A 25,433-nucleotide genomic window follows, 5' to 3' on the forward strand; every position below is an offset into this window, starting at 1 on the left:
CTCAGAGTATCCGCTGGCCGTTGGCCGGATCGAAGAACACCGCCTTGTCGAGATTGAAGGCCAGTTTCGTCTTCTGCCCGGCAACAACATTGACGTCGGCGCGCAGACGCGCGGTCACCTGCTTCTTGCCGAGACGGGTGACGGCGAATGTGTCGGAGCCGGCAGGTTCCACCACTTCGATCAGGCATTCGCTTTCGGCGATGTTTTTTGCGTTGCGGTCGGCGCCGTCGCGGTCAGTCAGCGCCTCGGGGCGGATACCAAAAATCACTTCCTTGCCGTCATGCGCGGCAAGTCCCTTCGGCGCGTTCGGGATGCCGAGCGCCAGCGGCTCCATCTCGTCGCGATTGGTTGAAATCGACACGCCCGAACCGTTCTTCGTAATCGTCACCGGGATCAGGTTCATCGCCGGCGAGCCCATGAAGTCTGCAACGAACAGATTGGCTGGATTGTTGTAGATCTCGGCCGGCGTGCCCGATTGCTGCAGCAGCCCGTCCTTCAGCACAGCGATCTTGGTTGCCAATGTCATTGCCTCGATCTGGTCGTGGGTGACATAGACGATGGTGGTGCCCATGCGCTGGTGCAGCCGCTTGATCTCGGTGCGCATGTCGACACGCAGTTTGGCGTCGAGATTGGACAGCGGCTCGTCGAACAGGAACACCTGCGGATCGCGCACAAGCGCCCGGCCAATCGCCACGCGCTGGCGCTGGCCGCCGGAAAGCTGGCTCGGCTTGCGGTCGAGCAGATGGCCGATCTGCAGCATCTCCGCAACCTGAGCGATCGCCTTGTCGCGCTCCGGCTTGGGTACGCCGCGGATTTCCATGCCAAACGCGATGTTTCCACCGACTGTCATGTTCGGGTAGAGCGCATAGGACTGGAACACCATGGCGATGTCGCGCTGCGACGGGTGCAGCCCGTCGATCACCTTGCCGCCGATGCTGATCGTGCCGCCGGTTGTCGTCTCGAGGCCGGCGATCGAATTGAGCAGCGTGGACTTGCCGCAGCCCGACGGCCCGACCAGCACGAGGAAGCCACCTTCCTCGATTTCCAGGTCGATACCCTTCAGCACCTTCACATTGCCGAAGGTTTTTTCGAGATTGCGGATTTCGAGAAACGCCATGCCTTACCCCTTGACTGCGCCGGCCATCAGCCCGCGCACGAAATAGCGTCCCGCGATAATGTAGACGAGCAGCGTTGGAAGTGCCGCGATCATCGCCGCAGCCATGTTGACATTGTATTCGACGACGCCGGTCGAGGTGTTGACGACGTTGTTCAGCGCCACCGTCATAGGCATCGCGTCGCCCGTGCCGGCATAGGCGGAGGCGAACAGGAAGTCGTTCCAGATGTTGGTGAACTGGTAGATCACGGTGACGACGAAGATCGGCAGCGAGTTCGGCAGCATGATGCGCCGGAAAATCTGGAAGAAGCTCGCCCCATCGATCTGCGCGGCCTTGATCAGCTCGGTCGGAAACGCCTCGTAATAGTTGCGGAAGAACAGCGTCGTGAAGCCGAGACCGTAGACGACATGCACGAAAACCAGGTTGACGGTCGGATTGCCGAAGCCGAACGAGAAGCCCGTGGCGTTGCGCAGTGTCATGCCGAAGCGGCCGAGGCTGCCCAGTACAGTCGCCATCGGCAAAAGCACAGACTGGAACGGAATGAAGCAGGCAAACAGCATCAGCCCGAACACCAGCGTGTCGCCGCGAAAGCGCCATTTGGTCAGGACATAGCCGTTGAGCGCGCCGAGCAGCGTCGAGATCAGCACCGCCGGAACCACCATCTTGATGGAGTTCCAGAAATATCCCTTGATACCGGCGCAGGTCAGGCCGACGCATGTCTCGCCCCAGGCTTTCACCCATGGCTCGAAGGTGGGGGATTGGGGCAAAGCGAGCATGTTGCCGCTTTGGATTTCGTCCATGGTCTTGAACGAGGTGACCAGCATGACGAACAGCGGCATCAAGTAGACCAGCGCAAAGAACGCCAGCAGGCCGTATATGACGATGCGGTTGAGCGTCCGCGAACCGCCCGCGCCGGTTTTCGGCCGTTCGGAAATGGCTGCGGCGCTCATCGCGGCCGCTCCTTCAGTTCGGAATAGAGGTAGGGAACGATGATCGCGGTGAGGGTCATCAGCATGATGACCGCGCTGGCGGAGCCGACCGCCATCTCGTTTCGCTTGAACGTGTATTCATACATGAAGTTGGAAGGCAGCCAGGCCGAGCCGCCGGGCCCGCCGCTGGTCAGCGCCACCACCAGATCGTAGGATTTGATGGCGAGGTGCGCCAGGACGATGAACGCCGAGAGGAAGACCGGCCGCAGCATCGGGATGATGATGCGCCGGTAGAGCTGGAAAGACGAGGCGCCGTCGATCTGCGCTGCTTTCATGATCTCGCCGTCGATGCCGCGCAGGCCGGCCAGGAACATCGCCATGACGAAGCCCGAGGCCTGCCAGACACCGGCGATCACCACCGTGTAGATGACGAAATCCTTGTTCTTGATCCAGTCGAAATGGAAGCTCGTCCAGCCCCATTGATGCAGCGTCTGCTCGAGGCCGAGCCCGGGGTCGAGGAACCATTTCCAGGCGACGCCGGTGACGATGAAGGACAGCGCCATCGGGTAGAGGTAGATCGGCCTGAGCACGCCCTCGCCGCGAATCTTCTGGTCGAGCAGGATCGCCAGGAACAGGCCAAGCGCCAGGCAGATGCCGATATAGAGAAAGCCGAAAATCCCCATATTGGTGATCGACGTATACCAACTCGACGGCGGATCGTTCTCGAACGTCCAGCGCCAGAGGCGCTGATAGGCGCGCGGGCCGGTGAGCGTATAGGACGGGAATGTCTTGGAATTGGTGAAGGACAGATAGACCGTCCAGAGAATGAAGCCGTAGACGAATACAATCGTGACGGCAAAGCTCGGGGCTAAAACGAGCTTCGGCAGTGCATCCTGCAACCATGCCCGCCCGGACGCCCGCGTGCTGTGCACCGGCGTCAGGTCTGTCTCGGTCTTGGCAACCGTGCTCATTGGTCCGTCCCCTCCCAGGGCCGTTTTGATCCGGAGACGGTGCCTCCCCCGCCAGTGGCGGGAGAGGCTTCGTCGTTCAAAGGCTTACTTGGCGTCGTCGATCGCCTTCACGAGCTCTTCGACAGCCTGCTCGGAGGTCGTGATCTGGCCGTGGACGAATTTGGAGACCACGTCCTTGTAGGCGTTGGCCACTGCCGGCGGGGCGCCATAGCCCTGGGCGAGCGAGCCGAACAGCGTGCCGCCATCATTGGCCTTCTTCAGGTCGGCGATGCCCTTCTTGCCGCAAGCATCGAAGTCGGTGTCCGGAACGTCGGTACGGGCCGGAACCGAGCCTTTGACGACGTTGAATGCCGACTGGAAGCTCTTCGACAGCGTGGCGGTTGCCAACGCAACCTGGGCTGCCTTGCGGTCATCCGGAACGTTGAACATGCCGAACATGTCGGAGTTGTAGATCACGCTGCCGTCGGTGCCGGGGAAGCGGTAGCAGTAGAAGTCGGTGTCCGGGGCTTTCTTGGCGGCAACGAATTCGCCCTTGGCCCAGTCGCCCATGACCTGCACGAGCGCGTCGCCCTTGATGACCATGGCGGTGGCGAGGTTCCAGTCGCGGCCCGAGAAGTTCGGATCGACGTATTCCTTGATCTTGGCAAGGTTGTCGAAGGACTTCTTCATGGTGTCGGACTTCAGCGATTCATCGTCGAGGTCGTTCATCGCCTTCTTGTAGAATTCGGGGCCGCCCGTCGACAGGACGATCGAATCGAACATGGTGGCTTCCTGCCAGTTCTGGCCGCCGAGCGCGAGCGGAATGACGCCCGCTGCCTTGGCCTTGTCGAGCAGCGCGATCAGTTCGTCGAAGGTCTTCGGCTCGGAGCCGCCGATCTTGTCCATCACCGCCTTGTTGATCCACAGCCAGTTGACCGAGTGGACGTTGACCGGAGCCGCCACCCACTTGCCGTCATAGACGGAGAATTTCTGCAGGGCCGCCGGTACCGACTTGTCCCAGCCTTCCTTGACGGCGGTCTCCGTCAGGTCGCCCATCACGCCCGCCTGCGCGTAGTCGAGAACCGTATAGCCGAGCATCTGCGAGGCGGTCGGATAGGTACCGGCTGCGACCATCGCCTTCAGCGCGGTCATGGCAGCGTCGCCGCCACCGCCTGCCACCGGCACGTCTTTCCAGGCGTAGCCTTCCTTCGCCAGATCGCCCTTGAGGACATTCAGTGCAGCCGCTTCGCCGCCCGACGTCCACCAATGCAGCATTTCGACTTCCTTGACGTCGGCAGCTTTGGCGCCGCCCAGACTTAAAGCAATCAGCGCCACACCCGCGGCGAGCTTCGTAACCATACGCAGTGACATAGAATCCTCCCAGATGGCATGGCGATTGATCGCGCCAGCTGCAAATTTATAACGATATAAATCCTATCCCTGTCAAGGCATTCGTTCGATTGAGTTCGAATGTTGGGACATCACATTGAAAAAACACCGTTTATTCATGATTGCCGAGATATCGAGCATCACTGTTCAGTGTATTGATTTCCATTTATAACGATATAAATTGGCCGGTTTTCGGCGCATCGAAAGGCTGAGACGATGGACGGTGCCGACAGAAGCGGCAAACGCGACGCGGGCGATGCCGGCACGGCCAAGCCGACGCTTCGCACGATCGCCGAGATAACGGGGCTCGCCGTCACTACCGTATCGCGTGCACTCGGCGGCGCGCCGCAGATCGCGCTCGAAACACGTGAGAAGGTGCAGCGGGTTGCCGAGGAGATCGGCTACCTGCCCGATCGCGCCGCCCAGCGGTTGCGCACCGGGCGCACCAACGTCATCTCGCTCGTGCTCGATCCGCACGACGAAATCCTCGGCTTCGGCACGTCGCTGGTCAGCGGCCTGACAGCAGCGCTTCGCGGCACGCCCTACCATCTTGTCATCACGCCGCATTTCGCCAATGTGCCGAGCATCGACCCTATTCGGTACATCCTGCGCAACCGCATGGCGGACGGCATCATCTTCTCCCGCACCGAGCCTTTCGACGAGCGCGTGAAATTGCTTCTCGAACATGGCTTCCCGTTCGTCTGCCACGGCCGCACCGAACTCGGCACCCCTCACCCCTATGTCGACTACGACAATTTCAGCTTCGCCTATGAGGCGACCAGACGCCTGATCGAAAAGGGTCGCAAGCGGCTGGCAATCATCCTGCCGCCGCGCCGCTTCACTTTCTTCCAGCACATCCAGTACGGCTTCATGCGGGCCGTGCGCGAAAGCGGCGTCGAATTCGAGATTGCCGAAGGCATCGACCTCGACAGCACGTCCGCCGATATCAAGGCGCAGGTGTTTGCGCGAATGGCACAACCCAACCCGCCAGACGGTTATGTCTGCAGCGGCGAGGTATCGGCTTTGGCCGTCATGGCGGCGTTGAGCGACCGCGGGCTCAGGCCCGGAACAGATGTCGGCATCATCGCCAAGCAGACCTCCGGCCTGTTCAGCCTGATCCGCCCCGAGGTCGATACGATCTATGAGGATCTTGCCGATGCGGGCCTGCAGATGGGGCGCCTGCTTCTGGATGCCATCGGCGACCGCAATCTGGGCGAACTCCAATTGCTGCAGCAACCGAAGCTGAATTTCGGCAACGACGCCTGATCTGTGGACAATGCGCGTGGGCATCGCAAGGCCCATGTCGGCAATATCGTCAACGCGCTAGCATCACTCCATGCAGCCATCCAACGACATTTCGCGCCTCATCGAAATCATGGCAGCGCTTCGCGCGCCGGTAACGGGGTGTCCGTGGGACATCGAGCAGAATTTCGAGACGATCGCCCCATACACGATCGAGGAAGCCTATGAGGTCGCCGATGCGATTGCGCGGGGCGATCTCGACGATCTGCGCCAGGAACTCGGCGACCTGCTGCTGCAGGTTGTTTACCACGCGCAGATGGCCAATGAAGCCGGCGAATTCTCCTTCGGCGACGTCGTCGAGGCCATCACCACCAAGATGATACGGCGCCACCCGCATGTCTTCGGCGACGACAAGGCACGCAGTGCCGGCATGGCCAAGGGCATGTGGGAAAAGATCAAGGCCGAGGAAAAGGCCGAGAAGCGTAATGCCCGCCTCGCCCGCGGGCTTGACGCAGAAGACCATGGCAGCGGCTTTCTCGACGGCATTCCCGTCGCCTTCCCCGCGCTCACCCGCGCACTGAAGCTTCAGGAAAAGGCTGCGCGCGTCGGCTTCGACTGGGGCGAAGCCGGGCCGATCCTCGACAAGATCGAGGAGGAAATCGGCGAGCTACGCGAGGCGATGGCCAATGCCGACGAAGCTTCGATCAAGGATGAATTCGGCGACGTGCTCTTCGCGCTGGTCAATTTCGGCCGCCACCTGAAGATCGATTCAGAGGCTGCGCTCAGCGGAACCAATGAAAAATTCCGCAGCCGCTTCCATTACGTCGAGACTGCCCTGAACGCATCGGGACGAAGCCTTGAGGCAGCCAGTCTGGAGGAAATGGAAGAGCTCTGGCAACAGGCGAAGAAAACGAAGTAAACGCCGTTACCCGTTGTTTTTACGACGTAATCTGCTTTCGATCTCGTCGCGCGCGACAGCGGTGGCTTTCATGGAAATCGACACACTGCCATCTTCATTGTCCGTGCGCTTGACGATGTCGCCGTTGCGGTAAAGCCAATCGACCATGCCGAGCTGGCTCGGCGACAATGTCACATTCACCGGCTCCAGCTCTCCAGACAGCCGCTCTTCGATCAATGCTGCAAGCGCGTCGATGCCCTCGCCGGTGATGGCGGAAATTGCGACGGGGGGAGCCGGCGGCTTGCCGCTTGCGCTCTCGGCCAGCAGCCGTTCGCGATTGCCCTCGTCCAGCCTGTCGATCTTGTTCCAGACTTCGACGATGCGCTTGCTGTCAGCGGCGTCGACACCGAGATCAACCAGAATATGCTCGACATCCTCGGCCTGCGCTGCCGTATCCGGATCGGAAATGTCGCGCAGGTGGATGATCAGGTCGGCCTCGACCACCTCTTCCAGCGTGGCGCGAAACGCCGCGATCAGATGGGTCGGCAGATCGGAGATGAAGCCGACCGTATCGGACAGGATGATCGGCGTGCCATGTGGCAGTCGCACGCGCCGCAGCGTCGGGTCGAGCGTCGCAAACAGCATGTCCTCCGCAAGCACGCCTGCCCCGGTCAACCGGTTGAACAGCGTTGACTTGCCGGCATTGGTGTAGCCGACGATGGCGACAACCGGGAACGGCACCTTCTTGCGCTTGGCGCGGTGAAGGTCGCGGGTCCTGCGGACCGTCTCAAGCTCGCGTTTGAGCTTGATGATCTTTTCCTGCAGGGCGCGCCGATCCGATTCGATCTGCGTTTCGCCGGGGCCGCCGAGGAAACCCGCGCCGCCGCGCTGGCGCTCAAGATGGGTCCAGCTTCGAACCAGCCGCCCCTTCTGGTAGTTGAGATGGGCAAGCTCGACCTGCAGCGTGCCTTCCTTGGTGCGCGCCCGCCGGCCGAAGATTTCGAGGATAAGCCCGGTGCGGTCGAGCACCTTGGCTTTGGTCTCTTTTTCCAGATTGCGCTGCTGAACCGGCGTCAGCGGATGGTCGACGATGACCAGGTCCGCATGAGTTTCGCCAACGATTCCAGCGAGTTCTTCAACCTTGCCGCTACCCAGCAGCGTTGCCGGGCGCGGATCGTTCACGGTGACGATGGCGGTGTGCACAGGCTCGAGATCGATCGCGCGCGCCAGGCCGACGGCTTCCTCCAGCCGCGCCTCGGCCGACCGCGTCAGGCGCGGACGGTTCGAGTCCTCGTCGTTGCGTTGCTGGCGCGAAAGCACCGGCACGATGACGACGGCGCTGGTCGGTTTTTCCGCAGTGGAGCGCTCCGAGCCATCGGCCCGTGATCTATGCGCCCCGCTGCCGGCGTGTTTTTCTTGAGCCAATCAGGCGCCCTGGCTTTCCTCACCATCGAACATCTGAACCGGCTGGCTCGGCATGATGGTGGAAATCGCATGTTTGTAGACGAGCTGGGAATGCCCGTCGCGGCGCAGCAACACACAGAAATTGTCGAACGACGTCACCACGCCGGTCAGCTTTACGCCGTTGATCAAAAAGATTGTGAGTGGGTTCTTGCTCTTCCGAACCGAGTTCAGGAATAGATCCTGAAGATTTTGCGACCGTTCCGCCATTTTTCTTATCTTTCGCCGATCCCCCGTCGATTTGCGAGCCACTGCGCCAAAATAATTGACCCATGTCAAGCGCGCAAACCACCCCTTGTCGTAAGCCACGACAAGCGGAACGAGACATATTGAAGTAAATTCCTGCTAAGCCGTTATCAGCCTGACGTTTTTTCCGCAACGTCAAAAACACCGGATGCTTCGAAAGCACAGGCGATACCACCGGCGGTTGATCGTGACATTGCAAATTGCAACGATTTCAGAGCGCTTTTTCCGATATCGACGCCGATCGGCAATCTTCAAAAAAATTCCAGGCTGACGCGAAACATCTGCTCCACATGCCGAACGGCATCGGCAAGAGCGAAGATGACGACGCGATCCTTCGGCCTGATTCTCATCGCGCCGTTCGGCTTCAGCACCTGTCCGTCCCGATAGATTGCGCCGATGCGCATGCCATCCGGCAGGTCGAGATCGCGCAGGTAGCCGCCGACGAGCGGTGACGTTTCCAGCGCTTCGGCTTCGATGATCTCGGCAGCACCGCGCTGGATGCTGTGGACGGCGCGGATGCGGCCGCGCCGGACATGCTGCAGCACGCGGGAAATCGTTATCGAACCCGGATTGACGTAGGCGTCGATGCCGAGCGACTTGGTAAGGTCCTGGTAGGCCGGATTGTTGATCAGCACCAGATTGGCCTTGCAGCCCAGCCGCTTGGCCATAACGCTCGAAAGGATGTTGACCTGGTCGTTGTTGGTCAGCGCCACCATCAGGTCGGCGTCCTGAATATCGGCCTCGAGCAACAGCTTCTGCTCGAGCGCGCTGCCATGGAGCACAACCGTGCGCCGAAGCTGGTCGGCAACGGTGACGGCGCGTTCGCGCGTTGATTCGATGATCTTGATCCTGGTGCGGGTCTGGCGCTGTTCGATGGTCTTGGCGACGTACAAGCCTATATTGCCGCCACCCGCGATGACGATGCGCGTCGCCTCCTCCTCGTCGTGACCGAACAGGCCCAGGGTGCGGCGAACCTGATCCTTGGGCGTGACGACATAGGCAAGGTCACCCGGCAAAAGCTGGTCTGCCGAATGCGGTATGAACAGTTTTTGACCGCGGGTGACGCCAACTACGGTCGACAGGAGGTCCGGAAACAGCTCGCTCAACTGCGCCAGCGGCGTATGCACGACCGGGCAGTCCTCCAGGCATTCGATCGCCACCATCGCGATCTTGTTCTCGGCAAAACGCACGACATCGGTGGCGCCCGGCAGCGCGATGCGGCGCAGCACCATCTCGCCGACTTCCATCTCCGGCGAGATGATCACATCGATCGGCAGGTGCTCGCGCGAAAACAGGTCCTGATAATGCGGCTTGAGATAGGATTGCGCGCGAATGCGGGCGATCTTCATCGGCACATTGAACAATGCATGCGCCACCTCGCAGGCGACGATGTTGACCTCGTCGTGAAGCGTGACCGCGATGATCATGTCCGCGTTCTGTGCGCCGGCTGCTTCAAGCACTTCGGGGTGCGAGCCGTGACCGACAAAGCCGCGCACGTCCAACGTGTCGCGCACCGCCTGAATGAGTTCCGGCGCGGTATCGATGATCGAAACGTCATTCTTCTCGGCCGCCAGGCGCTCGGCAATGCCGTAGCCGACCTGACCCGCGCCGCAGATGATCACGCGCATTTAGCGCGCCAGCCGGTGTAGTGGATCGAACACGCTTAAACCCCGAGCGATTTGAGTTTTCGGTGAAGTGCCGATCGCTCCATACCAATGAACTCGGCCGTGCGCGAGATGTTGCCGCCGAAACGGTTTATCTGCGCGATCAAATATTCCTTCTCGAACATTTCCCGCGCTTCGCGCAGCGGCAGCGCCATGATGTGCTGGTCGGACTGGTTGGGCGCCCGCGGCATGACATCTCCGATCTCCGAAGGCAGGAGATCGGCCGTTATCGGCGCATCGACATCGTCAGCGCGAACCAGAATCATCAGGCGTTCGATGTTGTTGCGAAGCTGGCGCACATTACCCGGCCAGTTATGTGCCTGCAGCACGGCCATGGCGTCATCGCCGATGCGGCGCGGCTTGATGCCTGCCTGCCTCGCGATCTGCTTGATGAAACCGTCTACCAGGTAGGGAATGTCCTCGCGACGCTCGGCAAGACCCGGCACATGCACCGGCACCACCGCCAGACGGTGATAGAGATCCTCGCGGAAACGTCCCTCGGCGATCATGCCTTCGAGATTCTGGGCGGTTGAGGAGATGATGCGCACGTCGACCTTGACGCGCTTGGTGCCCCCTACCCGCTCGAATTGCTGGTCGACGAGCACGCGCAGGATCTTGCTCTGCGTTTCGCGCGGCATGTCGGCCACTTCGTCGAGATAAAGAATGCCGCGATGGGCCTCCTCCAGCGCGCCGACCTTGCGCTCGCCACCGCCATTCGATTCGGTGCCGAAAAGCTCGATCTCCATGCGTTCGGGCGTGATCGTTGCCGAATTCACCGACACGAAGGGGCCGGTCTTGCGCGCCGAAAGCGCATGGATCGCGCGGGCCGCCTGCTCCTTGCCGGAACCCGAAGGGCCGATGATCATGACGCGGCTGTTGGTGGGTGCAACGCGGTCGATCGTCTGCCGCAACTGGCTCATGGCCGACGACATGCCGATCAGGTCGAAGGATTCGCCGCTGCGCATCTTCAGTTCGGAAACCTCGCGCTTGAGCTTCGAGGTTTCGAGCGCCCGCTCGGCGATCAGGATCAGCCGGTCGGCCTTGAACGGCTTTTCGATGAAGTCATAGGCTCCGCGCCTTATCGCCGACACGGCCGTCTCGATGTTGCCATGGCCCGATATCATGACGACCGGGAGGCTTGGGTGCATCACCTTGATCTGATCGAGCAAAGCCAGTCCGTCGAGCCGCGAACCCTGCAGCCAGATGTCGAGGAACACCAGCCTCGGCACGCGATCGGCAATTGACGCAAGGGCGCTGTCGGCATCGTGGGCCGTGCGGGTTTCATGACCCTCGTCGCTCAAAATCCCGGCGACAAGTTCGCGGATATCTTCTTCGTCATCGACGATGAGAATGTCAGACGCCATTATCGACCTTTTCAGTTTCTCGTTCGTTTTCAACGTTTCCGCCACCTTGCCCCTTTGCCGAAGCTTCGGTGACGGAAGGAAGCAGAATGCTGATCATCGCACCGCGCCCGCCGTGGAAATCGGCGGGTGCGTCATGAAGTTCCAATTGCCCGCCATGGTCCTCGATGATCTTCTTGACGATCGCCAGGCCAAGGCCGGTGCCTTTTTCGCGTGTGGTCATATAGGGCTCGAGAAGCCGTTGGCGATTCTCGCGTGGCAGGCCCTTTCCATTGTCGATCACGTCGACACGAATCATCGTGCCCTGAAGCCGCGCCTGTATCCGGATAACGCCCGGTTCGCTGCCCTCTCGCTCGGTAGATTCGATCGCCTCGGCCGCGTTCTTGATGACGTTGCCGAATGCCTGGGACAGAAGGCGGCTGTCGAAGGTGCCCTTCAGCGGTGCGCTGCCGAAATCACGCTCGAAAGCGATGTCGGAACGGCTGACCTCGACCAGGAAGGAGGCCTCGTGCAGCGCTTCGCGCAGGTCGATGTTCCGCATTTCCGGTTTTGGCATGCGTGCGAAGGCGGAGAATTCATCGACCATGCGGCCGATATCGCCAACCTGCCTGATGATCGTGTCGGTGCATTGATCGAAAACCTCGCGATCCTCGGTGATGACCTTGCCGTAGCGGCGCTTGATGCGCTCGGCGGAGAGCTGGATCGGTGTCAGCGGGTTCTTGATTTCATGGGCAATGCGACGGGCGACGTCGGCCCAGGCGGAGGTGCGCTGCGCCTGCATCAGGTCGGTGATGTCATCGACGGTCACGACGTAGGATTTCTCGCCATGCTCGTTGTCGTCTTCTTCGATCGTCACCTGCACATTGAAGGTGCGCTCTGCACCGGCGCGGTAGAACGTTACCTGCTCCCGATATGCAGGGCGGCCTGAACTGCGGCAGATTTCGAAGACGCGGCCGACATGCGGCAGAATGGCGGACAGGTTCTGGCCCATCGAGGTTTCGGCCGATATCGCCAGCATGGTCTCGGCGGAGCGATTGACGATGGTCACGATGCCGTATGGATCGACGCCGATGACGCCGGCCGTGACGCCGGCCAGAACGGCTTCGGAAAAGCGCCGCCTTTCATCCACCAGATCCTTGGCTTGCAGGATTTCGTTGCGTTGCGACTTGAGCTGCAGGATCATCTTGTTGAATGTATCGCCCAGCGACGCAACATCGCCATCGGACTGACGGACGGGCACGGAAACGTCGAGATTGCCGGTAGAGACGTCGTCGGCTGCACCGATCAACTGCCGGATCGGACGCACGAGGCGGTCCGCGACCGCGATCCCGGTCCAGATGGCCGACAAAACGACGATGAGCGTGAGCGACAGGTAAGGAAGCGCGAGTGCTACCTGCGAGGTGCGGCGGTTTACTTCCAGCCCGCGATACTCGTCGGTATTGGCGCGAACGATCTCCCGGGCCTTGATGACCTCCGGATCGACGAGGCGGATCGTGTAGAGGTAGACCCCTTCGATCTCCTTCAGCTTGATGATCGCACCGACGATGTTGCGGGTGCGCGGCTCGATCATCTGCGGCGTTTCATTGGCTTCTGCCGCGGCACCCGGCGGCGGCTCCGGCATCGGGAAATCGGCGGTCGTCTGCGCGGTCATGACGAACGATCCATCCGCCTTGATCAGGGCTGCATGTGCCAGCGAACGGCCGGTGGCCTGCTGGCTCATGAAATTGCGAAAACCGGTCCGGTCGAGGCTGTAGAGCGCCCTCGCATTGTCAAGGTCGTAGGCCATCGACAGCGTCGTGCCCATAAGATTGCGGCCGTTTTCCAGGACATAGGCGTCAGCGATGGAGAGCGAGGAATTGACGATCGTCTTGGTGCGGATTTCGAACCAGCGATCGAGGCCGATATTCAGCGTGATCGAAGCAATGATTGCCACCGCAAGCGCCGGCACCGCGGCAACCAGCGCAAACATGGTGACGATGCGCACGTGAAGGCGCGATGCCGCCTTGCCGGTTCGGCGCGCATTGAGAATGCGGTGAACCTCGCGCACCACCAGCGCGGCAAGGAACAGGATGAACCCCGCATTGGCACCGATGATGATGAGGGTGATCGTCGGATTGGGCGTAAGCGGGGTCGCGCCGACCAATATGGCAAACGACACCGCAGCGGTCAGCAGAGCGCCGACCACGGCTATGACGCCGGGCAAAGCCAGAAGCCGCCTGCCATCAGTGCGCGCTGCCGGGAAGACAGATCGCGCGAATATTGAACTCTGAGTCGTCATGCCGCCGCTTGCAAAGCCTACAATTGCGTTGAATCTATGCAACACATTGTGGCGATTATGCAACAAAAGTGGCGACGGCGGTAAAGTTTGACGCGATTGCGGCGGAAATCCACCGCGAAATCATCCCTGCTTGGAAGCCCGGTAGACGTTGACGCCGAGTTCGCGGATTTTCTTGCGCAGCGTATTGCGGTTCAAGCCCAAGAGTTCCGCGGCCTTGATCTGATTGCCGCGGGTTGCCGTCATCGACGCCAGCACCAACGGGAATTCGACCTCGGCAAGGATGCGCTGATAAAGCCCCGGCGGCGGAAGTTCGCCACCAAAGGAGGCAAAATACCGCTGGAGGAAATGTTCGACGGCCTGACCGATCGACAGATCGTCGGGAACGAGGGTACCGCCGCTCATCGTCTGCTGGTCGCCGGTTTTGAGCTCGGTCTCGATGATCTCGGGCGAGATTTCGTCCTGCGCATAAAGGGCGGCCAGCCGGCGAACCAGATTTTCCAGTTCGCGCACATTGCCCGGCCACGGGTAGCGCTTCATCAGCTCAAGGCCGCCGCTCGAAATGCGCTTGACCTGCAATCCCTCAGCTTCGCCCTGCTTGAAGAAGTGCCGGACCAGATCGGGAATGTCCTCCGAACGCTCGCGCAGTCCCGGAAGCCGAAGCGGCACGACGTTCAAGCGGTAGAAAAGATCCTCGCGGAATAGTCCCTGATTGATCAGCGTGCGCAGATCCTTGTTGGTCGCAGCGACGATGCGCACGTCCGTCTTGATCGGCGTGCGACCGCCGACGGTCGTGTATTCGCCCTGCTGCAGCACACGCAGCAGCCTTGTCTGCGCCTCCATCGGCATGTCGCCGATTTCGTCGAGGAACAGCGTGCCGCCCTCGGCCTGTTCGAAACGGCCGGTCGAACGGTTCTGCGCGCCGGTGAAAGCGCCTTTCTCGTGGCCGAACAGCTCCGATTCGATCAGGTCACGCGGGATGGCGGCCATGTTGATCGCCACGAAGGGACCGTTACGGCGGCGGCCATATTCATGCAGCGCGCGTGCCACCAGTTCCTTGCCGGTGCCCGATTCGCCCGAAATCATCACCGTCAGGTCGGTCTGCATCATGCGGGCAAGCATGCGGTAGATGTCCTGCATAGCCGCCGAGCGCCCGACCAGCGGCATCGTCTCCGGCTGGTCGTCGTGCCGTGGCTCGATCTTCGGGCGCTTGGGCTCCGACAGGGCGCGGTTGACGATGTTCAGGAGTTCGGTGAGGTCGAACGGCTTGGGCAGATATTCGTAAGCGCCGGTTTCGGAGGCGCGAATTGCGGTCATGAAGGTGTTCTGCGCGCTCATGACGATGACCGGCAGTTCCGGCCGCGCCTTCTTGATGCGCGGCAGCATGTCGAAGGCGTTTTCGTCGGGCATCACCACGTCGGTAATAACCAGATCGCCCTCGCCCGCCGCCACCCAGCGCCACAGCGTGGCTGCGTTGGAGGTGACGCGAACGTCATGCCCGAAGCGCGACAGCGCCTGATTGAGCACGGTGCGGATGGCGGCATCGTCATCCGCTACGAGAATATTGCCGCGGACCGTCATTTCCGGTGTCCTTCGCTTGCGCCGTCATGGTGCGGCGCCGTTTCTTTCCACGCCGGCATCAGCACACGGAACGTGGTGCCGCGCGGGGTGGATTCGCATTCGATGATGCCGCCATGCTCGCCGACGATCTTGGCGACCAACGCCAGTCCAAGACCGGAGCCGTTCGGCTTGGTGGTGATGAACGGATCGAACAGGATCGGCAGTATGTCTTCCGATACGCCCGGCCCATTATCGTGAACGCAGAACTCCAGCGGCAGCGATACGCGATCCTGCGACCCTGCCACCGAAACACGCATGCCGGGACGGAAGGCGGTGGAGAGCGTGATTTCGCCGTCGGGCTTCGAGCCGATGGCTTCGGCCGCATTCTTGATCAGATTGAGGAAGATCTGGATGAGCTGGTCACGGTTGGCAAAGACCGAAGGAAGTGATGGATCATATTCTTCCAATATATTGATCTTGTTAGCAAAACCGTTCTTGGCCAGCGCCTTCACGTGGTCCAGCACGATGTGGATGTTGACCGGATAGCGGTCGATCGGGCGCTCGTCCGAAAAGACCTCCATGCGATCGACCAGCGAGACGATGCGGTCGGTCTCGTCGGTGATCAGCCGCGTCAAAGCGCGATCCTCGTCGGAAACCGCCGTCTCGAGAAGCTGTGCTGCGCCGCGAATGCCGGACAGCGGGTTCTTGATCTCATGCGCCAGCATCGCCGCAAGCCCAGTCACGGAACGCGCTGCCCCGCGATGCGTCATCTGCCGATCGATCTTGTCGGCCATCGACCGTTCCTGGAACATCACGACGACCGAGCCCGGCAGTTCCGGCACCGGCGCGACATAGATGTCGACGACCTTCTCGATGCCGAGACGCGGCGAAGACACATCGACGCGATATTCGTTGACGGGTGCGCGCCGTTCACGAACCTGTTCGACCAGCGCCAGGATCGGGCTGCCGAACGGTACGAACCGCGCCAGCGTGTTGCGCGCCAGAACATTTGCGCTGGAGCGGAAGAAGTCCTCAGCATCGGCGTTGGCGTAGGAGATAAAATCGTCCGGCGCGATCATGACGACCGGTCGGCGGATCGTGTTGAGCACGATCTGGGCCGCATCCGCAGCGCTCACCGGTGTGTCCATTATGCTCATGCAGCGTTCCTCGCAGGCATTTCGGCTTGCGCCTTGAAAGCCTGTCTCAATGTACGGATTACGATGGCCGGGTCGAAGGATGTCAGGATTTTCGCCCGCAGCTCTGCCACAAGGCCGTCGGCATGGCGATCCAGATACCAGCCAAGATGCTTTCTGGCCTGACGCAGGCCGCTTTCCACGCCGTAATGCGCCAGCATGTCCTCGTAGTGCGCGATCACATAGTCGGCGAGCTGTTCGGATGTTTGCGGCAGCCCCGGCGCGCCAATGTTTGCCGCTGTCGCAGCAATCGTTCCCGCGGCCCACGGCGATCCATAGCTTCCGCGCCCGACCATCACGGCATCAGCGCCGGATTGCGCCAGAATGCCGGCTGCGTCGGCGGCTGTGCAGACGTCGCCATTGGCGACAACGGGTATGGATACGGCTGCCTTGACGCGCGCGATTGCCCGCCAGTCGGCCTTGCCCTGATAGAACTGGCAGCGGGTGCGGCCGTGGATGGTGACCATCTTCACCCCCGCCTGCTCTGCCCGGCGTGCGAGGATCGGCGCGTTGAGCGCGCTTTCGTCCCAGCCAAGCCGCATCTTCACCGTGACCGGCACATCGACAGCGCCGACGACCGCCTCGATCAGCGTCAGGGCATGGTCGAGATCGCGCATCAGCGCCGAGCCGCAATAGCCGCCGGTTACCTTCTTGGCCGGGCAGCCCATATTGATATCCACGATATCGGCGCCCTCGCCGACTGCGATCCGCGCGCCTTCAGCCATATGGCCAGCCTCGCGGCCGGCTAGCTGGACCATGTGCACCGGCAGTCCCGAATGCCTGATGCGCCGCGCCGACTCGGCGTGCCCCTTGGCCAGTTCTCCGCTGGCTACCATTTCGGAGACGACGAGCCCGGCCCCATGCACATAGGCGCGCTCACGGAACGGCAAATCCGTGACACCGGACATCGGCGCGAGAAAAACGCGATTGCGGATTTTGACGCCACCGATTTCGAGCGGTTTGGCAAGGTCCGTGAAATCAGGCATGCACAAATACCAAGCAATCCTTCTTGTTGCACATTCTCTAGCCAGTTTTGGCTGCGCATGCAACGTCGAAGTGTTTCAACAATGTGGCGGTTTCGGGAAATCGCTGGCCTTCGGGCCGGGCTGCGACTATGCGTCTCGCATGGTAATAGAGCAACCTGAATCAACCGGAAAGCGGTCCATCGCAGCGATCATTCTCGCAGCCGGGCGTGGCGAGCGTGCCGGGCAAACCGACGGTCCCAAGCAATATCGCAGGATCGGCGGGCGCGCCGTCATCGCCTGGACGCTGGATGCTTTTTCCAACCACCCCAGCATCGGACCTATCGTCGTTGCGATACATCCTGATGATGACGCACTTTTCGCAGAAGCGGCAGGCGCGCTCCCAGACCGGGTGGTGACGGTGAAAGGCGGCAGGACGCGGCAGGAATCGACATGGCTTGCGCTGCAGGCGCTTGACGGCCACCAGCCGGAAGCCGTGCTCATTCATGATGGCGTGCGTCCGTTCGTCGATGCATCAATGATCGACCGCGTGATTGCCGCCATCGATGAAAAGCATGGCGCGCTGCCCGCTTTGCCCGTTTCCGACACGCTGAAGCGCGAGGCCTCAGACAGCACGATCGCGGAAACCGTCCCTCGGGCCGGCCTTCATGCGGCGCAGACTCCGCAGGGTTTTCCGTTCGAATTGATCCGCGAAACGCATCGCCGTGCATTCGAAGCCGGACGTATCGATTTCACCGACGACGCGGCAATCGCGGAGTGGGCGGATATTCCGGTGCGGATCGTTCTCGGCTCGCCCGACAATGTCAAACTCACGTGGGCAAGGGATATTTTCATGGCAGATCAACGCCTTGGCGGACGTAGCTCAAGCTTTCCCGACGTCCGCACCGGCAATGGCTACGATGTGCACTCCTTCGAGCCCGGCGATCACGTCACGCTGTGCGGCGTCGCCATCCCGCATGGCAAGCGGCTCTCCGGCCATTCGGACGCCGATGTCGGGCTTCATGCGCTGACGGATGCGCTGCTGGCGACTTGCGGCGCCGGCGATATCGGCACGCATTTCCCGCCTTCCGATCCGCAATGGAAGGGAGCGGCATCGCACATCTTCGTGGAGCATGCCGCGAAGATCGTGCGCTCAAACGGCGGCCGGATCGCCAATGCCGACATCACCCTGATTTGCGAAGCGCCGCGCGTTGGGCCGCATCGCGAGGCAATGACAGAGGCGCTGTCGAAAATGCTCGGAATCACCAAAAATCGCATTTCCATAAAGGCGACCACCAATGAAAAGCTAGGGTTTGTCGGCCGCGAGGAAGGCATCGCCGCGATTGCGACCGCCAGCGTGGTTTATCCGGGGGAACTGCCCGAATGAGCGATCTTCAACAACTTGCGATCGCCTTTCTCAAGGCATGCCGCGACCACGGTATCATGGCCGCCACGGCAGAATCCTGCACCGGCGGTATGATCGCCGCTGCCCTGACCGACATAGCGGGATCGTCCTCCGTGGTCGATCGCGGCTTTGTCACCTACTCCAATGAAGCCAAGATGGAGATGCTCGGCGTTTCCGCCGCCACGCTCGACGCTTATGGTGCCGTTTCGCGCGAGACCGCATATGAGATGGTTGCGGGAGCGCTTGCGCGTTCCAGGGCAGGCATAGCCATGGCGGTTACGGGCGTCGCCGGACCGGACGGCGGTTCGCCGGAGAAGCCGGTCGGCCTCGTCTGGTTTGGTCTTGCAGTAAAGGATTGGCCCATCATCACGGAAAGCCACGTCTTCGAGAACAACGGCCGCGATTTCATCCGCCGCGAAACGGTGCGGACCGCACTGGAAATGGGCCTTAGAGAACTGGGCTGAGACCAGCGCCTACAGCTGCAATGCCATGCCTATCGAGGCGGGTGCCGTGGGCTCAAACCCGAACTTTTCATAAAGATGCCGTGCCGGGCCATCAGCTATGAGGCTGACATAGGCAGTCTCGGGAGCCGTGGCGCGCAGGTGGCCGATCAGCGCCTCTATGATTTTCTTGCCGAGGCCCTTGCCCTGATGATCCGGATCAACGGCAATGTCGGTGATCTGATAGAAGCAGCCGCCATCTCCGATAATCCGCCCCATGCCAACCGTTTCGCCATTCCATATGAGGGTGACCGCATAAATCGTATTGGGCAAACCGAGAGCAGCGGCTTCAACCGTCTTTTCGCTCAGTCCCGCGATGCTGCGGAGCCGTCTATAGGTTTTGATATCAGGCGTGCCGACAACCAACAGATAGTCGCCAGCTTCGGAATTGTTGTTATCCAACTGCTTTGACCGATTCTGGCTTGCCATAGATTATTTCCGCCCGCTTTTCGAACGCCTCCACGAACATGCGGAAGGCGCGGTCGAACATCGCGCCCATCAGCGCGCCGAGAATGCGGCTCTTGAATTCGTAGTCGATGAAGAAATGAATGTCGGTGCCGGGGCCATTTTCGGGCGCGTCAAATCGCCAGATGTTGCTGAGGTAGCGGAACGGGCCGTCGAGATATTTGACGTCGATGGCATTCTCGTCCGGCTTCAGGTGAACCTGGCTGGTAAACGTCTCGCGGATCGCCTTGTAGCCGACGGTCATGTCGGCAACGAGCAATGTACGCCCATCGCGCTCCTTGCGGGAACGGACACTCAGCGCCTCGCACAGCGGCAGGAATTGCGGATATTTTTCAACGTCCGCAACCAGCGCAAACATCTGGTCGGGCGTGTGGCCGACGTGGCGGATGGTCTCGAATTTCGGCATTAAACAGCTTTGGCCGATTTCTTCAAATGGTCTTCGCGCGCTGCCCGCAGTTTTGCGAAATCGTCGCCGGCATGGTGCGACGAGCGCGTCAGCGGGCTTGAGGCAACCAGCAGAAAGCCCTTCGTCAGGCCAACCGTCTCGTAGGACTTGAACTCGTCCGGCGTCACGAACTTCTTGACCGCGTGGTGCTTCTTCGACGGCTGCAGATACTGGCCGATGGTCATGAAGTCGACATCGGCGCTGCGCAGGTCGTCCATGAGTTGAAGCACTTCGTTTCGCTCCTCGCCGAGCCCGACCATGATGCCGGACTTGGTGAAGATCGACGGATCGAGTTCCTTGACCCGCTGCAGCAAGCGGATCGAATGGAAATAGCGAGCGCCCGGGCGAACCGTCAGGTAGTTCGACGGCACCGTTTCGAGATTGTGATTGAAAACGTCCGGCTTGGCCGCAACCACGATCTCCAGCGCGCCTTCCTTGCGCAGGAAATCCGGCGTCAGGATTTCGATGGTGGTCGCAGGCGTCGCAGCGCGGATGGCGAGGATAACGTCGGCGAAATGTTGCGCGCCGCCATCGTCGAGATCGTCGCGGTCGACCGAGGTGATGACCACGTGGGAAAGGCCCATCTGCTTGACGGCCTTGGCCACGCTCTCCGGCTCGTTCGGGTCGAGTGGCAGCGGGCGTCCGGTCGCGACATTGCAGAAGGCACAGGCGCGGGTGCAGATCTCGCCCATGATCATGAAAGTGGCGTGCTTCTTTTCCCAGCACTCACCGATATTGGGGCAGCCGGCCTCCTCGCACACCGTCACCAGCTTGTGCGAGCGGACGATCTCGCGTGTTTCTGCATAACCCTTGGAAACCGGCGCCTTGACGCGGATCCAGTCCGGCTTGCGCAGAACCTCCTGATCAGGCCGATGGGCCTTTTCGGGGTGCCGCACGCGCGGCGTGGTCGAAACGAGATCGAGGACGGTAACCATTTATCTTCCTAGCTCGCACGCTGCGTGCGGCCGAATATCCAGAGAATGACGATCGCGCCGACGATGGCGACGAGCAGATTGCCGAAAAAGCCGTAGTAATTGACGTTCAGCAGGCCGGCCAGCGTTCCACCGACGAAGGAGCCGGCGATGCCGACCAGGATGTTGGTGAAAAAGCCGTGGTCGCGGTTCATCGTCTTTTCGGCGACATAGCCGGCGAGAAAGCCGATGATCAGCATGCCGAAAAAGCCGGTTCCCGGCATTCCCATAATTCCGTAACTCGGTTCCATCACCGCCTCCTCGCGTCCCCTAGTTCAAACTCCATATAAGTCAGAACCGCGCGCCGTAACAGGCCTGCCTACCTGCTATGCGTTCAGCGCGCGGCCATAAGCGTCGAGCACGCTTTCCTTCATCATTTCCGACAGAGTCGGATGCGGGAAGATCGTGTGCATCAATTCTTCCTCGGTGGTTTCGAGGTTCATGGCGACAACAAAACCCTGGATCAGCTCTGTGACCTCCGCGCCGACCATATGCGCGCCGAGCAGCTGTCCGGTCTTCTTGTCGAAGATGGTCTTCACCATGCCCTGGTCCTCGCCCAGCGCGATCGCCTTGCCGTTTGCAACAAACGGGAAGCGGCCGACGCGGATGTCGAGGCCCTGCTCCTTGGCCTTGGCTTCGGTGAGACCGACCGAAGCAACCTGCGGGTTGCAATAGGTGCAGCCGGGGATCTTCAACTTGTCCATCGGATGCACATTGGGCAGGCCGGCGATCTTTTCGACGCAGATGACAGCCTCGTGCTCGGCCTTGTGCGCAAGCATCGGTGGGCCGGCAACGTCGCCGATGGCGTAGATGCCGGGCACATTGGTCTTGCCATAGCCGTCGATGACGATGGTGCCGCGCTCCACCTTCACGCCGAGCGCTTCCAGCCCGATATTCTCGACATTGCCCTGCACGCCAACGGCCGAAATCAGCCGGTCGGCGGTGATCTTTTCGACCTTGCCGTCCTTCATCTCGACATGGGCGGTGACCGAGTTCGCGCCCTTCTCGACCTTGGTCACTTTCGCCTCGAGGATGATCTTCATCCCCTGCTTCTCGAACTGCTTTTTGGCGAATGTCGAGATTTCGGCGTCCTCAACCGGCATCACCTGCGGCAGAAGCTCGACCACGGTCACCTCGACGCCCATGGTGCGGTAGAAGCTGGCGAATTCGATGCCGATAGCGCCCGAGCCCATGACCAGCAGCGACTTCGGCATTTCCGGCGGCACCATCGCCTCGAAATAGGTCCAGATCAGCTTGCCGTCCGGCTCGATGCCCGGCAGCGCGCGCGGCCGGGCGCCTGTCGCGACGATGATGTGCTTGGCCGTGTAGGTGCCCTCGCCCTTGGTGTTCTTCGGCAATGGCGCCTGCGGCAGCATCGGCTTCTTGGCGGTCTTGGAAACCACGATCTCGCCGGGCTTGGAAAGCTTTGCCTCACCCCAGATCACATCGACCTTGTTCTTCTTCATCAGGAAGCCGACGCCGCCATTCATGCGCTCGGCAATGCCGCGCGAGCGGGCGACGACCGCCTTCAGGTCGGCTTCGATCTTGCCGTCGATCTTCAGGCCGTAATTTTTGGCGTGTTCGGCGAGATGCATGACCTCGGCCGAGCGCAGCAGCGCCTTGGTCGGGATGCAGCCCCAGTTCGAGCAGATGCCGGCTAAGTGTTCGCGCTCGACGATTGCCGTCTTCAGGCCAAGCTGCGCGGCGCGGATGGCCGCGATATAGCCACCGGGACCCGAACCGATGATGATGACGTCATAGTTTTCGGCCATGTGTTTCCTGCCTTTTTCTATGCCACGTTTCGGGTGAGCAGCACCCAGTCGTGTCTTTTGCTGTTTTCGGACAACGGCACCGCCTCGATGCGCTCGGCTTCGGCGAAGCCGTTCATGCGATATAGGTTCTGGGCCGTTTCATTGTGGCTTTCGGTGATCAGGCTGACCGGTCCACCGGCCATGTCGATTTCGCGTTCGAGCAAGGCGCGCCCGATACCCTTGCCGCGATGATGCTTGTAGACACCGAGGCTGTCGATGAACCGGTTGCCGACCACCTTGCGCTGCAACGCCAACAGCGGCTCGATCACCGGATGCGGCGCGACGATTTCATGCACACTCTCGTCCAGATCGTAGGCGATAGATGTTCCGGCGACTTCACCGTCCCATTCGGCAAGGACGGCGCTGCGCCATGCGCCCGGCTCGTCTTCCCTCATCTTGGCGCGCCCGCGCTCCAGTGCCGTGTCTGTTATTCCATTCATGACAGCGCCATACCACAGCCAGCTCGCAAAGCCGTGCGAAGCGACATCGACCAGAACCGCGAGTTCAGCGGCGTCGCGCCGTTCGGCGGGCCGAATGGCAAGACGCGCGCTCATTTAAGCTCCAGCATAACCCGCGCCACCGGCGCGATCGCCTCGCCGACCCTTCGCGTGTTTTCCGCGTCGAGATGCACGCCGTCGAGTGGCGTGGTTTCGGCAACGGAGCCGGCATCGAAAAAGCCGCAGCCAAGCTCGTCGGCGAGTGCCGCATATTGCCCTGCAAGTTCGCGCGAAGCCTTGTCGCCACCGGCAAACATTTCGGCAAAGTCGGCATCTTCGGTGCGGCTGACTGATGGCGGCGAAACCAGCAGGATTTCCGGCGCTTCCGCTTCAAGCGGGTATGGATGGCCCTGCACGATTCTGACAAGCCGCGACATGCCCTGCTTGGCCGCGATCGGATTGCCGTGAATCCACGGCTTCATGTCGTTGGAGCCGAGCATGATGATGATCAGGTCGAGCGGTGCGTGCGTGCCGAGCAGCGTCGGCAGTATACGCGCGCCATTGCGGTCCTCGCCGGCAAGATGATCGTCGAACGCCGTCGTGCGGCCATTGAGACCTTCGGCGATGACTTTTACGCCATCGCCGAGTGCTGCCTGCAGAACGCTCGGCCAGCGATCCTCATAGGCATGACGCGAAGGACCCTCGGCATTGTAGCCCCAGGTCAGTGAATCGCCGAAGCAGAGGACGGTTTTCATGGGGCCGTCCTAGACCAGCATTCCCATCGGGTTTTCGATGTGGCGCTTGAAGGCCGTCAGCAGTTCGGCTCCGAGCGCACCATCGACGGCGCGATGATCGGTCGAGAGCGTCACCGACATGATGTTGGCGATCTTGATCTCGCCGTTCTTGACCACAGGGCGTTCCTCGCCCGCGCCAATGGCCAGGATCGTGGCGTGCGGCGGGTTGATGACGGCGGCAAAGTCCTTGATGCCGAACATGCCGAGATTGGAAACGGCCGTCGTGCCACCCTGGAACTCTTCGGGCTTCAGCTTGCGGTCGCGGGCGCGCTTGGCCAGGTCCTTCATCTCGTTGGAGATGACAGACAGCGTCTTCTCGTCGGCCTTGCGCACGATGGGCGTGATCAGACCGCCGGGGATAGACACGGCAACGCCGACATCGGCATGCTTGTGCTGGACCATGTTCTGCTCGGTCCACGACACATTCGCCGTCGGCACGTCGCGCAGGGCCAGCGCCATCGCCTTGATGATCAGGTCGTTGACCGACAGCTTGTAGGCCGGCACGTCGCCCTTTTCGGTCTTGCGCATGGGTGCGGCGGTGTTGAGCTGCGCGCGCAGCGCCAGCAGCGCGTCGAGTTCGCAATCGAGCGTCAGATAGAAATGAGGGATCGTGGTCTTTGCCTCGACCAGACGCCGCGCGATGACTTTTCGCATATTGTCATGCGGAACGAGTTCGTAGGTGCCTTCGGCGAACAGCTTGAGCACGGCATCGTCCGACATCGCCTTCGGTGCCGGTGCAGCCCCGCTGGGAGCGGCCGCCTTGGCTTCGGGTGCCGCCTTTGCACCGCCGCCAGCGATCGCTGCTTCCACATCCGCCTTGACCACACGGCCATGCGGGCCGGTGCCGGAAATCCCGGCAACATCGACGCCGGCATCCTTGGCAATGCGACGGGCGAGCGGCGAAGCGAAGGCGCGGTCTCCTGACGCCTCACTCTTTGCGGCGGGCGCGGCTGCGCCGTTGGTCGCAGGAGCCGCCGCTCTTTGAGGTTCTGCCGCAGCAGCCTTGGATGCCTCGGCCTTTGGCGCTTCCGGCTTCGCTGCTTCGGCCTTTTCGGGCGCGGCCTTGGCCGGAGCGTCGCCGCCCTTGGCGGCAGCGCCTGCATCCTCGCCTTCCGCCGCAAGCACGGCGATCAGCGCATTGACCTTCACGCCCTCGGTGCCGGCCGGAACGACCAGCTTGGCGACCGTGCCTTCATCGACGGCTTCGACTTCCATCGTCGCCTTGTCGGTCTCGATCTCGGCGATCACGTCGCCCGGCGAAACCTTGTCGCCTTCCTTGACCAGCCACTTGGCAAGATTGCCCTCTTCCATCGTAGGCGAAAGGGCCGGCATGGTGATGTTGATCGGCATAGCGTCCTCC

Annotated in this window: 24 protein-coding genes; 4 read left to right on the forward strand and 20 right to left on the reverse strand. The window is 61.3% G+C overall.

Going from position 1 to position 25,433, the window contains the following annotated elements; all coding sequences use genetic code 11:
• Position 1: 1 nt before the first annotated feature.
• The 4 genes from WBQ96_RS26255 to WBQ96_RS26270 form a co-directional block, all read right to left on the reverse strand.
• Positions 2–1,117 carry an ABC transporter ATP-binding protein gene (locus WBQ96_RS26255; protein ID WP_336552709.1) on the reverse strand — a complete coding sequence of 372 codons (1,116 nt, stop codon included), beginning with the start codon at positions 1,115–1,117 and terminating at the stop codon, positions 2–4.
• Positions 1,118–1,120: 3 nt separating this feature from the next.
• A complete protein-coding gene (locus WBQ96_RS26260) occupies positions 1,121–2,065 on the reverse strand; it encodes a carbohydrate ABC transporter permease (RefSeq protein WP_336552707.1) in 945 nt (314 codons plus the stop codon).
• Entirely contained in the window at positions 2,062–3,015 is a 954-nt protein-coding gene (locus WBQ96_RS26265; protein ID WP_336552705.1) for a carbohydrate ABC transporter permease, read from the reverse strand. Before WBQ96_RS26265 ends, WBQ96_RS26260 begins: the two co-directional genes overlap by 4 nt.
• A gap of 84 nt (positions 3,016–3,099) precedes the next feature.
• Positions 3,100–4,353: an ABC transporter substrate-binding protein gene (locus WBQ96_RS26270; RefSeq protein WP_336552766.1), complete on the reverse strand. Its 1,254-nt coding sequence runs from the start codon at positions 4,351–4,353 to the stop codon at positions 3,100–3,102.
• Between the two features lie 246 nt (positions 4,354–4,599).
• Between WBQ96_RS26270 and WBQ96_RS26275 the strand changes: the two genes are divergently transcribed.
• Positions 4,600–5,649, forward strand: a complete 1,050-nt coding sequence (locus WBQ96_RS26275; protein ID WP_336552703.1) for a LacI family transcriptional regulator — start codon at positions 4,600–4,602, stop codon at positions 5,647–5,649.
• Positions 5,650–5,719: 70 nt separating this feature from the next.
• On the forward strand, positions 5,720–6,544 hold the full coding sequence (gene mazG / locus WBQ96_RS26280) for a nucleoside triphosphate pyrophosphohydrolase (protein ID WP_336552702.1): 825 nt from the start codon (positions 5,720–5,722) through the stop codon (positions 6,542–6,544).
• Positions 6,545–6,550: 6 nt separating this feature from the next.
• Here the strand turns inward: mazG and hflX are convergent, their stop codons facing one another.
• From hflX to dusB, 8 genes are all read right to left on the reverse strand, one after another.
• Positions 6,551–7,948 (reverse strand): GTPase HflX, encoded by a 1,398-nt coding sequence (gene hflX, locus WBQ96_RS26285; RefSeq protein ID WP_442920854.1) that lies wholly within the window; start codon positions 7,946–7,948, stop codon positions 6,551–6,553.
• Entirely contained in the window at positions 7,949–8,194 is a 246-nt protein-coding gene (hfq, locus tag WBQ96_RS26290; protein WP_006202172.1) for an RNA chaperone Hfq, read from the reverse strand.
• A gap of 287 nt (positions 8,195–8,481) precedes the next feature.
• Positions 8,482–9,858 carry a Trk system potassium transporter TrkA gene (trkA, locus tag WBQ96_RS26295; RefSeq protein WP_336552700.1) on the reverse strand — a complete coding sequence of 459 codons (1,377 nt, stop codon included), beginning with the start codon at positions 9,856–9,858 and terminating at the stop codon, positions 8,482–8,484.
• 35 nt (positions 9,859–9,893) lie between these two features.
• Positions 9,894–11,258 (reverse strand): nitrogen assimilation response regulator NtrX, encoded by a 1,365-nt coding sequence (gene ntrX / locus WBQ96_RS26300; RefSeq protein WP_165113994.1) that lies wholly within the window; start codon positions 11,256–11,258, stop codon positions 9,894–9,896.
• Positions 11,248–13,533: a sensor histidine kinase NtrY-like gene (locus WBQ96_RS26305; protein WP_336552698.1), complete on the reverse strand. Its 2,286-nt coding sequence runs from the start codon at positions 13,531–13,533 to the stop codon at positions 11,248–11,250. The genes ntrX and WBQ96_RS26305 overlap by 11 nt, the downstream gene beginning before the upstream one ends.
• 120 nt (positions 13,534–13,653) lie before the next feature.
• Complete coding sequence (gene ntrC, locus WBQ96_RS26310) at positions 13,654–15,111, reverse strand: nitrogen regulation protein NR(I) (protein WP_336552697.1); 1,458 nt, start codon at positions 15,109–15,111, stop codon at positions 13,654–13,656.
• Entirely contained in the window at positions 15,108–16,247 is a 1,140-nt protein-coding gene (locus WBQ96_RS26315; RefSeq protein ID WP_336552695.1) for a two-component system sensor histidine kinase NtrB, read from the reverse strand. The genes ntrC and WBQ96_RS26315 overlap by 4 nt, the downstream gene beginning before the upstream one ends.
• Positions 16,244–17,269 carry a tRNA dihydrouridine synthase DusB gene (gene dusB / locus WBQ96_RS26320; protein WP_336552694.1) on the reverse strand — a complete coding sequence of 342 codons (1,026 nt, stop codon included), beginning with the start codon at positions 17,267–17,269 and terminating at the stop codon, positions 16,244–16,246. Before dusB ends, WBQ96_RS26315 begins: the two co-directional genes overlap by 4 nt.
• A 139-nt stretch (positions 17,270–17,408) precedes the next feature.
• Here dusB and WBQ96_RS26325 point away from each other — a divergent pair, with 139 nt between their 5' ends.
• Both WBQ96_RS26325 and WBQ96_RS26330 read left to right on the forward strand, forming a co-directional pair.
• Positions 17,409–18,632 (forward strand): bifunctional 2-C-methyl-D-erythritol 4-phosphate cytidylyltransferase/2-C-methyl-D-erythritol 2,4-cyclodiphosphate synthase, encoded by a 1,224-nt coding sequence (locus WBQ96_RS26325; protein ID WP_336552693.1) that lies wholly within the window; start codon positions 17,409–17,411, stop codon positions 18,630–18,632.
• Positions 18,629–19,114, forward strand: coding sequence for a CinA family protein (locus WBQ96_RS26330; RefSeq protein WP_336552692.1), 486 nt, complete (start codon positions 18,629–18,631; stop codon positions 19,112–19,114). Before WBQ96_RS26325 ends, WBQ96_RS26330 begins: the two co-directional genes overlap by 4 nt.
• A 9-nt stretch (positions 19,115–19,123) precedes the next feature.
• Here the strand turns inward: WBQ96_RS26330 and WBQ96_RS26335 are convergent, their stop codons facing one another.
• The 8 genes from WBQ96_RS26335 to WBQ96_RS26370 all read right to left on the reverse strand — a co-directional run bounded on the left by WBQ96_RS26335 (position 19,124) and on the right by WBQ96_RS26370 (position 25,423).
• Positions 19,124–19,579, reverse strand: a complete 456-nt coding sequence (locus tag WBQ96_RS26335; protein ID WP_337035946.1) for a GNAT family N-acetyltransferase — start codon at positions 19,577–19,579, stop codon at positions 19,124–19,126.
• The gene (locus WBQ96_RS26340; RefSeq protein WP_336552690.1) at positions 19,545–20,021 is read right to left on the reverse strand and encodes a type II toxin-antitoxin system RatA family toxin; all 477 of its coding nucleotides are present in this window, start codon (positions 20,019–20,021) and stop codon (positions 19,545–19,547) included. The genes WBQ96_RS26335 and WBQ96_RS26340 overlap by 35 nt, the downstream gene beginning before the upstream one ends.
• The gene (gene lipA / locus WBQ96_RS26345; protein WP_336552688.1) at positions 20,021–20,995 is read right to left on the reverse strand and encodes a lipoyl synthase; all 975 of its coding nucleotides are present in this window, start codon (positions 20,993–20,995) and stop codon (positions 20,021–20,023) included. The genes WBQ96_RS26340 and lipA overlap by 1 nt, the downstream gene beginning before the upstream one ends.
• Positions 20,996–21,003: 8 nt before the next feature.
• On the reverse strand, positions 21,004–21,282 hold the full coding sequence (locus WBQ96_RS26350) for a GlsB/YeaQ/YmgE family stress response membrane protein (RefSeq protein ID WP_091913706.1): 279 nt from the start codon (positions 21,280–21,282) through the stop codon (positions 21,004–21,006).
• Between the two features lie 75 nt (positions 21,283–21,357).
• Entirely contained in the window at positions 21,358–22,803 is a 1,446-nt protein-coding gene (gene lpdA / locus WBQ96_RS26355) for a dihydrolipoyl dehydrogenase (RefSeq protein ID WP_336552685.1), read from the reverse strand.
• A gap of 17 nt (positions 22,804–22,820) precedes the next feature.
• Complete coding sequence (locus WBQ96_RS26360; RefSeq protein ID WP_336552683.1) at positions 22,821–23,396, reverse strand: GNAT family N-acetyltransferase; 576 nt, start codon at positions 23,394–23,396, stop codon at positions 22,821–22,823.
• Positions 23,393–24,034: an SGNH/GDSL hydrolase family protein gene (locus WBQ96_RS26365; protein WP_336552682.1), complete on the reverse strand. Its 642-nt coding sequence runs from the start codon at positions 24,032–24,034 to the stop codon at positions 23,393–23,395. The genes WBQ96_RS26360 and WBQ96_RS26365 overlap by 4 nt, the downstream gene beginning before the upstream one ends.
• 9 nt (positions 24,035–24,043) lie before the next feature.
• On the reverse strand, positions 24,044–25,423 hold the full coding sequence (locus WBQ96_RS26370) for a pyruvate dehydrogenase complex dihydrolipoamide acetyltransferase (protein WP_336552681.1): 1,380 nt from the start codon (positions 25,421–25,423) through the stop codon (positions 24,044–24,046).
• Positions 25,424–25,433: the final 10 nt, after the last annotated feature.

It is taken from the genome of Mesorhizobium sp. CCNWLY176 (assembly GCF_037153935.1).
Lineage (GTDB): Bacteria > Pseudomonadota > Alphaproteobacteria > Rhizobiales > Rhizobiaceae > Mesorhizobium_M > Mesorhizobium_M zhangyense.